This window comes from Chryseobacterium populi (genome assembly GCF_000282115.1).
In the GTDB taxonomy this organism is placed as follows: Bacteria; Bacteroidota; Bacteroidia; order Flavobacteriales; family Weeksellaceae; genus Chryseobacterium; species Chryseobacterium populi.
The window spans coordinates 1-12,386 of record NZ_AKJY01000004.1; the positions used below are offsets into that span (position 1 = coordinate 1).

General features: G+C 39.9%; 8 protein-coding genes. All 8 read right to left on the minus strand.

Annotated features, from left to right (window positions below; all coding sequences use genetic code 11):
• The coding region (locus tag PMI13_RS01755) for a glycoside hydrolase family 97 N-terminal domain-containing protein (RefSeq protein ID WP_039889167.1) at positions 1-1,404 on the minus strand (1,404 nt) is incomplete at its 3' end.
• 79 nt (positions 1,405-1,483) lie between these two features.
• Positions 1,484-1,981, minus strand: coding sequence for a cupin domain-containing protein (locus PMI13_RS01760; RefSeq protein WP_007840033.1), 498 nt, complete (start codon positions 1,979-1,981; stop codon positions 1,484-1,486).
• A 32-nt stretch (positions 1,982-2,013) separates the two neighbouring features.
• The gene (locus PMI13_RS01765; RefSeq protein WP_007840044.1) at positions 2,014-4,284 is read right to left on the minus strand and encodes a GH92 family glycosyl hydrolase; all 2,271 of its coding nucleotides are present in this window, start codon (positions 4,282-4,284) and stop codon (positions 2,014-2,016) included.
• Between the two features lie 21 nt (positions 4,285-4,305).
• Positions 4,306-5,172, minus strand: a complete 867-nt coding sequence (locus tag PMI13_RS01770; protein ID WP_007840045.1) for an ROK family protein — start codon at positions 5,170-5,172, stop codon at positions 4,306-4,308.
• Positions 5,173-5,202: 30 nt separating this feature from the next.
• Positions 5,203-7,527, minus strand: coding sequence for a hypothetical protein (locus PMI13_RS01775; protein WP_007840047.1), 2,325 nt, complete (start codon positions 7,525-7,527; stop codon positions 5,203-5,205).
• A gap of 46 nt (positions 7,528-7,573) precedes the next feature.
• Positions 7,574-9,001 (minus strand): glycoside hydrolase family 125 protein, encoded by a 1,428-nt coding sequence (locus tag PMI13_RS01780; RefSeq protein ID WP_007840048.1) that lies wholly within the window; start codon positions 8,999-9,001, stop codon positions 7,574-7,576.
• Positions 9,002-9,037: 36 nt separating this feature from the next.
• A complete protein-coding gene (locus PMI13_RS01785; RefSeq protein WP_007840050.1) occupies positions 9,038-11,272 on the minus strand; it encodes a GH92 family glycosyl hydrolase in 2,235 nt (744 codons plus the stop codon).
• A 123-nt stretch (positions 11,273-11,395) separates the two neighbouring features.
• Positions 11,396-12,367: a glycoside hydrolase family 130 protein gene (locus PMI13_RS01790; protein ID WP_007840056.1), complete on the minus strand. Its 972-nt coding sequence runs from the start codon at positions 12,365-12,367 to the stop codon at positions 11,396-11,398.
• Between the last annotated feature and the right edge of the window lie 19 nt (positions 12,368-12,386).

Sequence of the window (12,386 nt, forward strand, 5' to 3'; positions counted from 1 at the left end):
CCTGTAATGATTTACCATCCACTGGCTGTCGTGGTATTCACTTCGGGGAATAATCGGTCCTACGTATCCTGTTTTGACTGCATCATAACCATTATCATTCATAAACTGAAAGGCATCTTTAAGCTGCCGTTCATAATCAACCGCAGAAGACGTTGTTTCGTGGTGCATGATGATTTTTACATTTTTACTTTTTGCATAGGCCTGAAGCTCTTTTACATTGAAATCCGGGTATGCTTTGGTGAAGCTGTAAATATGTTCTTTCCTGTAGGCCTGATTGTCTTCCCAACCTTCGTTCCAACCTTCTACCAAAACGGCATCAAACCCGTTTTCTGCTGCAAAATCAATATATTCTTTTACATGCTTTGTATGGGCTCCATGTCTTCCATTAGGTTTTAAAGTTTTATAATCTGTTTCACCAATCCTGATATCCTGATTGTCAGAATATGCCCATGTAGAGCCACCACCTGTAAAATATTCCCACCAGACACCAATATATTTGGTTGGTTTTATCCATGATGTATCTCCTATTTTGCTTGGCTCATTCAGGTTAACAATAAGATTGGAGGATAAAATATCCCGCGCATTATCACTGATAATCATTGTACGCCATGGGCTTACAGAACCTGTCTGGATAAATCCTCGGTCTCCATTTTTATCAGGTGTTAAGTTAGAAGACAGGATTAAATTTTTCTCATCAAGATTAAGCGTCATCGCCGGAAAATTGATTAAGGCAGCTTCGTGAATATTAATATAGATCCCATCTTTAGATTTCAACATCAGTGGGGTTTGCACAGCAAGAGTAGCACTTGGTGCTTTTGCTGCTAAAGGCTCTTTTCTGACCTCATCAATTAATTTGGAGATTTCAGATAATTTAGACGTGGTCACAGGAAATTCATTGGTATCATAATCCGCCGGAATCCAGAAGGCTTTATAATCCTGTCCTAAATTAAAGCCTGTCATTTCGTCCTTTATGGTAAAATGCCTCAAATCTGCCTGAACCGGAAATTCATATCTGAAACCCAGACCATCATCAAAAAGCCTGAATCTTATATCAAGTTTCCAGCCGGTTTTGTCCTGTACCAGGTGTACGAGCATTTCATTATAATGGTTTACAACCTTTTTGTTGGGTCCCCAAACCGGTTTCCAGCTTTCGTTAAAAGATGCATATTCAATATTCTCTACTTTAAATCCGGAAAAGTAAGAATAAGAAGGCTTCAGGATAAATCCCAGCTTACTGTCTTTTAATATGGTTTTATCTTTATAATTCAAGGAATAATAGGGAGCGCCTTCTCTTTCGATTTTAAAATTCAGTTTTAATGTCCCTTTGGGTGATGAGAATTCCTGCCCTCTGGTCATAACCATAAGCAGGATACTTATACAAAAACATAAAATACTTTTTTTCATACTATCAGCCGTTAAAAAACTCTGTCCGCAAATTCTCGACCCGGAGAATTTGCGGACAGATGAATATACCTATTTAAAATTATCTTCCGAAATCATCCTGTACTCTGACGATGTCATCTTCATCTGACGGGTTTGCGGCATCTGTATGCTGCCAGATCTCAGCAACTACACCCCAGTCTTGTAAACCGATCAGACGGTGTCTTTCACCCTGCTGAAGCTTGATCTGATCTTTGGGCCTGTATTCTTTCAACTCTCCTTCTTCATCGGTATTACTGGTTTTGATGCCCACAGTACCTTCAACAACCTGCCAGATCTCAGCTCTTCGGTGATGATACTGCCAGCTAAGCCTTGCATTGGGTGCAACAAGAAGAACCTTTGGACTCAGCTTTCCACCTATTTTCAGGCTTTCCACATCAATACCATCAAAGTACTGGTTGGCAAAATCCTGTGCCTGATTTTCATCAATGACAAAAAAACCACCCCAAGGCCTTGTATCATCTTTTGCTGCCAGATTAAAACCCTTGCTTTTCAACATTCCTTCTACTTTTTCAAATATTTCTTTTTTTTCTGCACTCATACGGTTGTAATACTAATGTTATTTTTTTATAATTATTCTTTTGACATTGAATATGGGAAATCTTTTTCCTGTGAACCTCTTTCTTTATTAGGCTTATTATCCATTTTGAATTCCAGAACAGCTCCTTTCATCAGCTCTTTATGGCTCAGCCAGTTTTTAGAATAGGGCTGAAGATTTATGTTCAATGATTTTACATACAGATTATCAGCACTGTTTTCCGGTGCCTTTATTTCAATTTTTTTTCCATTTTCCAGGTGAATGATCGCTTCTTTAAATAACGGTGCTCCCAAAACATACTGGTCTGTTGCCGGCGTTACCGGATAAAATCCTAAAGCTGAAAATATATACCATGCAGAAGTCTGCCCATTATCTTCATCTCCACAATAGCCGTCGGGCGTTGCCATATACAATTTATCCATCACCTGCCTTGTCCAGTACTGTGTTTTATATGGAGCTCCCGCATAATTGTATAAATAAATCATATGCTGAATAGGCTGATTCCCATGGGCATACTGTCCCATATTCATGATCTGCATTTCGCGGATCTCATGGATTACGCTTCCATAATAGCTGTCATCAAAAACCGGTGGAAGCGAGAATACCTCATCCAGTTTAGCTTCAAATTTCTTTTTTCCGCCCATTAGCTTAGAAAGCCCTTCAATATCCTGGAAAACCGACCATGTATAATGCCAGCTGTTTCCTTCTGTAAAAGCATCACCCCATTTGAAAGGATTAAAAGGTGTCTGAAATTTTCCGTCCCTGTTTTTACCACGCATCAGGCCAGTTTCCGGATCAAATACGTTTTTATAGTTGTAAGCTCTTTTTTTATAAATATCAATTTCCGATGCCGGTTTTCCCAAAGCTTTTCCTAACTGATAAATAGCAAAATCGTCGTAGGCATATTCTAAAGTTCTGGCCGCATTTTCGTTGATTTTTACATCATACGGAACATAGCCCAGAGTATTGTAATATTCTACTCCTCTACGACCAACCGCATCCATCGGGCCTTCATTAGTAGCACCGTGTTTTACCGCCTGCCAAAGTGTTTCAACGTCATAGCCCCGCAAACCTTTTATATAAGCATCTGCTACTACGGAAGCGGAATTGTTTCCGATCATGATATCTGAATATCCGGGGCTGCTCCATTCAGGTAGGAAACCTCCTTCTTTGAATGTATTTGCCAAGCCTTCCTGCATTTCAACATTGATACCCGGGTAAACCAGGTTAAGGAAAGGATATAATGCACGAAAGGTATCCCAGAAGCCTGTTCCGGCAAACATTTTCCCGTCAAGTATTTTCCCGTTGTAAGGACTCCAGTGTTTTATTTTATTCTGAGAGTCTATTTCATATAGTTTCTGAGGGAAAAATAATGTTCTGTACAAAGAAGAATAAAATGTTCTCATCTGCTGGTCAGTCCCTCCTTTTACTTCAATTTTCCCCAGCGTTTTATTCCAGGTGTCTTTTGCATCTGCTTTTATCTGCTCAAAATTTTTGTCTGCAATCTCTCTTTTCAGGTTCAGCTCAGCCTGCTCAAAACTAATGAATGATGAAGCGACTTTTGCATACACCGCTTCTTTATTTTTCAGTTTAAAACCAACTACTGCTCCTGCATGATCGCTTGTAATTTCCAATTGACCTTTTATGAATTGATCATCCTTCCATGTTGTTGTCAGGTCAAAGTCTTTATCAAACTGGATGATGAAATAGTTTTTAAAGTTTTCATATTTCCCTCTGGAATACTTGGTGGTGTAGCCCAGGATCTTTCTTTCTTTCGGAAGAATTTTGATGTAAGAGCCTTTGTTTAAAGCATCAATCACCACATAGGCACTGTCTGTTTTTGGAAAATCAAATTTGAAAAAAGCAGCTCTTTCGGTTGGTGTAAATTCAGTTGTTACGTTGATATCAGCTAAATAAACGCTGTAGTAATAGGGTTTTGCGATTTCCGCTTTATGGCTGAACCAACTTGCACGGTCATCTTCCTTAAATTTCAGTTTTCCCACGCCCGGCATTATGGCGAAAGCCCCATAATCATTCATCCATGGGGAGGGCTGATGGGTTTGTTTAAATCCTTTTATCTTATCTGCATCATAGGTGTAGGCCCATCCGTCCCCCATTCTACCGGTCTGCGGTGTCCAGATGTTCATTCCCCACGGGAGCCCGATTGCAGGATAGGTATTTCCGTTGGACAGAGACGGTTTAGACTGGGTTCCCATTAACGGATTCACGTAGTCTGCCGGGGATATATTCTGGCTGAAAACCCAGATATTCAATAAAAGAAAAAAAGTTGAAAATAGAGACTTCATTGTATCATTTTGTTAATTTATTCAGGCTTTCTTCAGTGCATAGCTGGCAGCACCTAAGATAGCGGCATCTTCAAAAATATCAGAAATTCTGACAGGCAAGTTAATATTATTTTTTGCTAAATTTTCATTAAATTTTCCTTTAAAATAAGGAAAAGCCTTTGCAATATTTCCGCCAATCACTAAAACTTCAGGATTATAATTTCTGACATATTTCACAATAAATTCAGCGAAAGCATCTGCATATTCGTCAAATATTCTGGATTGTATTTCCTGAGACTTGCTTAACAATTCTTTAGTTCCTGATATTTCTTCTCCGGTTATCTGTTGATAAGAATTTACAAACCAACGGGTCGCCAGATAATCTTCACAAATAGAATCTCTGAAAGGAGAATCCCATAGATCTTCGTCTGCAGCCACTTTACCATTATAAAAAGTTGTCCCTAGCCCGGTTCCCAGAGTAACCCCAAAAATTCGCTTGAATCCCTGTGCACAACCACCGAAAACCTCGCCCTCAAGAAAGGCAGCTGCATCATTTATAAAATGAATCTGGTCTGCCGAAACAGAAAGTCTTTTCGCTAATTCTTCTTTAATATTAATCTGATAGATATCAATAAATTTCCCCTGCTGCATCAAAGAAATTCCTTTTTCGTAATCAAAAGGGCCAGGCATGGCGATACCAATTAAAAGACCTTCTCTGACCAGATCATGAGTAACTTTTTCTATTGCGGAAACCCACGCAGAAAAAATAGCTTCCTTGGGTTCGAAAGAATCAACATGTTCCCTTACGTAGGTTGAAGCAATGATTTCACGGTTTTCAGGATGTACCTGAGCCATGGTGATATGCGATCCACCGATATCTATTCCTACAATATTTTGTATTTTCTTCATTATTTCACTTATAAACTGCCTTACCTAAAATCAGAATGTTCCTTCCGTAGATTTTTCCAGTTCCCGTGCAGACTGCAGGAATTCTTCCACATTCATTTCTTTGAAGAAAAGCAGTCCATGGGTTGCCCGGAGACGCGGACTTTCATTGTCATAGAAATAAGGTTTTCCTAATATCAGCTGGACTGCCTTCAGCTGCTCTACCCAGGTCTGTATTGAAAGATGACTGAACTTCCCATTATAACGGTAGCTTGGAAATGAGGCATCTACCTGGCTCATATAGCTGTTGGTAAAGCTTTCATCCATTGTACTCATCGCATTAAGCGACACCGGAAAAATATGGGTAACATCTGCTGCATTAAACTGATACCAGACATTTCTGTAGCCCCAGATTTTAAGATCTGAAAGGTCTTTCTCCTTACCCCATTCACGTACCGCCTCAGCAATAGCCTGCAGAACCTTATAATGGGTATCCGGGCCACTTCCTTCAGGATCGAAGGCCAGGCTTATTACCGTTGGGCTGATAGTTCTCAATTGCTGCAGGATGGGAATAACATCTCTTTCCCTGTTCGGCTTTTCTGTGAAAATGGCTCCGGTGTAGAAACCCAGCCTCAAATGCTGAACATTTTTTGTTTTTACTCCAAAATGTGCCCACACCAGCTCTTCTTCGTATTCACGGATCATACCTTTCAAAGTCTGAATCTTCGGTTCGGGATTCTGACCGTCATAACTGGAGTTGATGGCAGTAATGATTTCATTGATTTTTTCCTTTAAGCTGAGCTTGCTTTTCAGGTTCCATAGCTCAACAATATTCCTTACCATTCTATGGGAAACAGCTCTTGATCTTTCATCAGCATTCCCGGAAGCAATATTGATAAGATAATGATAAACATCCTTATCTTTTTTATTTTTATATCCTGCTTCAAAGAAATCCGGATATTCAAGCATTTCGATTTCTCCTTTTTCTATAAAAGAAAGGACATTATGGAGAATTTTTATTAAAAATTTATTGGTAACAGCCGTGAATCCTGAGGTAAGAACCGAGTAATGGGACTCGTTCGTTTCATTACGGGACTGATAATGAATGTAGGGTAAAAGCCCTAGAGAAATATCATCATGATGCGGACCTGTATGGTAGAAAACTTCATTCCCGAGCCGCTCCGTTCCTTTTTTTATTTTACTTTTAATGGAATCTATGACTGACTGAACCGTATTTTCATCAAGGCCGGGAATTAATCTGGTATATTTATCTTCTCTGAGATCATCCACAGTGAGGTGTTCTGCGTACTTGTTAAGCTTCTGGGTCAGAGACATCACTGCCTTATCCGTTTTTTCCTGAGACCAGCTGCCTGAACGGTAATAATCATCAACAAAATCATTCAGCATGCCTGCTGCACCCATGGTAAGATAGAATCTGCCATTGGGAAGATGAGTAAGGACAGAAGCGGGGTACAGATTGGAAGGCGACAGCTCCAGTGCATTTTTTATTACGAGTGCTTTTGCTTCACCTGCTGCAAAAATAATGGCTACAGCATTTTTATTGTAGATAATGGTTTCCAGGCCAATAGTGATCACCAGGCGTTCTTTTGAAATTTCAATTCCACCCAGATCTCCGGCCGCAACAGCCTGTGTTTCAAAATTGGTAGAAGTTAAGCGTGTTGTGGAATACGGATCTGAACCTTTGATATTGAATGCAATATGCCCATCCGGGCCGATACCTCCAAGGAAAAACCCGATTCCTCCCAATTCCCGAATCTTTTGTTCATAGTCTGAACACCAGTTATCAATAAGGAAAATGGATTCTTTCTGAAGCTTTTCCAATGGGTTCTGTGCTTCCCGGTATCTTAACTCAAGGTTTACTTTGTTATCGGGGAAAATTTCTTCAAAGCCTTTACCATCTGCCAAAGGAATTTCGTCACAGTTGATCAGCAGGGCATTTTCGCGTTTCAGACCCAGGCCTTCAATATAATATTTGCTGACGTAATGATAAAAACTGTTGGCCTGAGATGACTTTATGGGATAAAACTCATCAATCTGAACAAAATGAAGATCTGCCAGCGCCGGTTTTTCTTTAAATAATAAATGGTGCTTTTTTCTGAGCTCTTTTATATTTTCTTTTTCCCAGTTTTCAAGAATATGTCTGGTCCAGAAAATAAAATATTCCGGGGTTTTTCCGGTGGGAAGACTGATTACCCCTTTCGGATTTTCATACACCCATTCCAGAAAACGCAGTGCTGTAAGCATTCCCAGATTAGGAAAATTATCTACTACAATATAGGGCACATTGGCTTTATTATTTCTCGGAACCTCATTTAAAAAAGACTGCTCCACCGGTGTAAAAATTTTAGCACTTTCCATTTTCAAGAGTTTTTATCTGTGGGAATGTTGTTATAAAATGCTGATTCTAGGTCAATAAATCCGGGTTTTCATTATAGGTTTTCCATAATAACTCACCGAATAAGGTGTTGGCCCATGCAAACCATACCCTGGTAAATTTTTCATCATCATCCTTGTGAAAAGATTCATGCATAAAGCCTGTTCCGCCGTGGGTCTTCTGCAAGGTTTCTATACACCATTTTATTTCACTTTTGTCATTGGTAGTGAGGGCTTTCATAATGATACTCATCGGCCAGATCATATCGAGCCCGATATGAGGTCCGCCGATTCCTTCTGCCAGTTTGCCTTTGAAAAAGAACGGATTATCTTTTGACCAGATGTATTTTCTGGTATTGAGATAAACCGGATCATCGGGCTTTACAGCATCAAGGTAAGGCAATCCCAGTAAACTCGGGCAGTTGGCATCATCCATCAGGTTGTAGCTTCCGAATCCGTTGGTTTCAAAAGCATATATTTTCCCGTGTTCAGGGTGGTTGTAGATTCCATATTTTTTAACGGCTGCATCCACCTCATCAGCAAGGTTGTTTAATTGTTGGGCCAGAGCTTTTTCATTTTTTATCTGCGAAACCATTTCTGCAGCCTGACGCAGGCTTACAACGGCAAATAAATTGGAAGGAATCAAAAATGCATAAATTGTAGCATCATCACTTGGACGAAACATGGAATGGATAAGCCCAACCGGATTCGTAGGATAGCCATAGCCGCCCATCGGAATTCCATCGGTAGCCCAGGCTGTTGTACGTTCGAATTTATAGGGTCCCAAGCCGGTTTTTCTCTGCTGTTCTGTAAAGGTCTGTAAAGTAAGTTTAATACCCTGCAGCCAATTATTATCAAAAGGTTTTGTATCACCTGCCGTCTTCCAGAAATGATAAGCTAAACGAATAGGATAACACAGGGAATCGATTTCCCACTTTCTTTCATGGATGCCGGGTTTCATATCGGTGTGATCAAACTCTTTCCACTCGCTTATTTTATTAATATCGTTATAAAATGCGTTGGCATAAGGATCTTTCAGGATAAATTCCGTCTGCTTATGGATAACGCCTGAGATAAGCTTATGCAGCTTTTCGTCTTTTTTTGAAAACTGAAGATAGGGGAAAACCTGTGCAGAACTGTCACGAAGCCACATCGCATCGATATCTCCCGTAATCACATAAGTATCCGGTATTCCGTTGGTTTCTTTATAAAAAACAGTAGTATCTAAGGTGTTTGGAAAACAGTTCTCAAAAAGCCATGCCAGTTCTTTATTTTTAACTTTCTTTTTGAAGGCTGATATGGCACCATCTACTGCTTCACTGGCAAAATGCCTTTTATCTTTCGGTACACGAACAACAGGAAATTCTTCTATGCTGAAACTTTTTGCGAAAACATTCTGACTAAACAGTAAACCTGCTCCTGCCATTGCACTTGTTTTTATAAATTTTCTCCTTTCCATTGATACTTTTATTTCGTTATTCTTTTTCTATTAATTTTATTTTGCAGGTTTACTTCCCATGACGAATCTCAGCTCTCCACCATTCATAATATCGCTGTGATTAAGTTCCCAGCTTTTAAATTCTTTACCATTCAGAAAGATGTTCTGAACGTAAATATTTTTATCGGATATCTTATCTGCAATAACGGTAAAGGTTTTTCCGTTTTCCAGCTTCAAAGATACTTTCGGAAATTGTGGTGCACCAATGGCATACACAGGCTTACCTGGCGTAACCGGATAAAATCCTAATGATGAAAAGATGTACCATGCCGACATTTGCCCGCAGTCTTCATTATTCACAATTCCATCAGGTTTTGTTGTGTACATATTGTCGCGGATGAATTTTACCATCTTCTGGGTCTTGTAAGGTGCATCTGCATAATTGTAAAGATAAGGAACATGATGTCCCGGCTCATCACCAAATCCTAAAGCCCCGATGAATCCTGAAATATCAACATGCTGCTCGCCTTCCATTTTAAGGGCTTCGGTAAAAGTTTTATCCAGTTTTTCTTCAAATCTTTTCTTCCCTCCATAAAGGCTCATCATTTCATCGATCTGATGGGGAACGAAGAAATCATAAGCCCAGATATTCCCGGAAACCCAATGAGGCTGAAGCTTTTTCCAGTCATTTAATGTGAAATCAGCCAGGAATTTACCGTTTTTCTGTTTTGGCCAGAAATGGTTATTCTCTTTATTGAATGTGTTGAGGAAGCTCATAGAACGTTTTTTATAAACCTCAGCTTCTTCTTTTTTACCCAATTTTTCTGCCAGCTGCTGAATGCACCAGTCGTCATATGAATATTCCAGAGTTGCCGAAACGGAAGCTCCGTTTTCTGACGGTGTGTAGCCCAGTTTGATATAATCGTTAAGACCGCCACCACCATCGCTGCTGCTCATTTTATCTGTCAGAGAAGCATCTTTCATGGCAGCAAATGCTTTTTCAGGATCAATTCCGGGAATCCCTTTGGAAATAGCATCCCAGATAACCGATACACTGTGATACCCCAACATACAGAAATTATCATATCCGCAAAGCTCCCAGATCGGCATATGATCTTTCCGGTCTGTATACCTGCTGATCAGTGAGTTGGCAAATTCTCTCGTATGTTTCTGATCCATGATCGTCAGCAGCGGATGTGTCGCACGGAAACCGTCCCAGTAAGAATAGGTGCTGTAATTGGTAAACCATTTGGTGTTCATATTTTCTTCAGCAGCAACATAGTCACCGTTGATATCCATATAAAGATTGGGTGCAATGAAAGTATGATACACTCCTGTATAGAAAATTTTTCTCTGGTCATCGGTACCTCCTGTTACCTGAAACCTGCTGATAAGATCCCGCCATGTATTTTGTGCAGCCTCTTTAGCTTTTGCAAAATCCATATTTTTAGCTTCAGCATTAAAATTTTCCTGTGCCCCTTTTATACTTACCGGAGACAGGGAAACTTTTACTTCGATGCTTTCATCCTGTCGGGTAGAGAATCTTACAAATGCTTTGGCATCTTTGGCAATAGCAATTTTTTCATTGTTTTTTATTTTCCCTTCCGAATAAACCCCGTAGGATTTAAATGGTTTTGAAAACTCCATGACAAAATAGGCAAATCTTTTCCCACCCCAACCTGTGCTGTAACAGTATCCTTTGATCTTGTTGTTTCCTTCTATACTTACAAGAGTATGATAAACATTTCCGAAAATTTTATTGGTAGGATCAATAATGATATTAGATTCCTCACTTTTTGGGAAGGTATATTTATGAAATCCCACTCTCGGGGAAGCTGTCAGCTCGGCCTTGATCCCATAACTGTCCAGCATAACCGAATAATATCCCGGCGATGCCGTTTCTCTTTCGTGGCTGAATTTTGAACGGTAACCTGTCTCAGGCTTATCTTCTGAACCCGGAAGCATTTTTACATCTCCCACGGTAGGCATTACCAGAATATCTCCAAGGTCTGCCCAACCGGTTCCGCTAAGATGGTTATGACTGAACCCCATGATGGTCTTGCTGCTGTAATGGTACCCCGAGCACCAGTCCCAGTCACCACTTTTGGTATTCTGGTCCGGGCTGAGCTGTATCATCCCGAATGGTGTTGTAGCTCCCGGAAATGTATGACCATGTCCTCCGGTTCCTATAAACGGGTCTACCCATGAAAGAACATCATTCTTATTTTGCTGGGCATTCGCAGTATGGGAAAGCAAAGTGATCAAAAAATATATAAACAGTTCTTTTTTCATAATAAGGAGATCGCAATTTTTTTTTAAGATAAGAGTTTATTTAAAAATATAAAAATCATAACAATGATGCTATAAATAAGAAAAATAGTGTTTATCATCATTTCCAGGAACTTAGAAGTCAGTTTAAATTGAATTTTTTTTCATAAAATCAATAATTTCTGAAATATATCCAAATGCAACAGCCACCACCGTATCGGCAGCACCATAGTAAACGGCCACTTTATTATCTTCTGATAATGCAGCACAAGGGAAGATCACATTAGGAATGTCTCCTGTAAGCTCATAAAGCTCTGCCGGAGCCAGCAAGTATGGTTTTGTACGGTATAATACTTTTGAAGGGTCTTCAAGATCAAGCAGTGCTGCTCCCATAGAATACCGGAAACCTCTGCATGTGTTGATCACTCCATGATAGAAAAGCAGCCATCCTTCGTTTGTTTTGATAGGGACAGGTCCTGCTCCTATTTTTGTACATTGCCATGCGCTGTCTTCAAATGGTGTCACTTTCATTACACAACGATGTTCGCCCCAGTATTTCATATCAGGGCTGTAACTGATATAGATATCTCCGAAAGGGGTATGCCCGTTATCACTCGGACGGCTCAGCATGGCATATTTCCCGTTGATTTTTTCAGGAAAAAGAACTCCGTTTCTGTTGAAGGGAAGAAAAGCATTTTCACACTGAAAGAATTCTTTAAAATCAAAAGTATAGCCAATCCCGATGGTTGGCCCGTTATATCCGTTGCACCATGTGATCCAGTAGCGGTCTTCTATAAAAGTAACGCGCGGATCATATTTATAATCAGATTCGATCATTTCGGTATTTCCGGCCTGCATTTCAATAGGATCATGGTTGATATTCCAATTGATCGCATCCTTACTGAATCCTGCAAAAATATTCATTTGTACCGCTTTGTTATCACACCGGAAAACGCCTGCAAACCCATCCTCAAAAGGAACAACCGCACTGTTGAAAATACTGTTGGAGGTAGGTATTGCGTATCTGTTGATAATCGGATTTTCAGAGAAACGCCACATAATATCGTGGCAGTCTTTCGGACGATCCTGCCAAGGGATCATTACTGATTGAGATGTCATAAAATATTTTTACTTTTTT

Bases quoted from the DNA above. Each gene is read 5' to 3' on its own strand.
- PMI13_RS01760 (WP_007840033.1), bottom strand. From the start codon at position 1,981: ATGAGTGCAGAAAAAAAAGAAATATTTGAAAAAGTAGAAGGAATGTTG.
- PMI13_RS01765 (WP_007840044.1), bottom strand. From the start codon at position 4,284: ATGAAGTCTCTATTTTCAACTTTTTTTCTTTTATTGAATATCTGGGTT.
- PMI13_RS01770 (WP_007840045.1), bottom strand. From the start codon at position 5,172: ATGAAGAAAATACAAAATATTGTAGGAATAGATATCGGTGGATCGCAT.
- PMI13_RS01775 (WP_007840047.1), bottom strand. From the start codon at position 7,527: ATGGAAAGTGCTAAAATTTTTACACCGGTGGAGCAGTCTTTTTTAAAT.
- PMI13_RS01780 (WP_007840048.1), bottom strand. From the start codon at position 9,001: ATGGAAAGGAGAAAATTTATAAAAACAAGTGCAATGGCAGGAGCAGGT.
- PMI13_RS01785 (WP_007840050.1), bottom strand. From the start codon at position 11,272: ATGAAAAAAGAACTGTTTATATATTTTTTGATCACTTTGCTTTCCCAT.
- PMI13_RS01790 (WP_007840056.1), bottom strand. From the start codon at position 12,367: ATGACATCTCAATCAGTAATGATCCCTTGGCAGGATCGTCCGAAAGAC.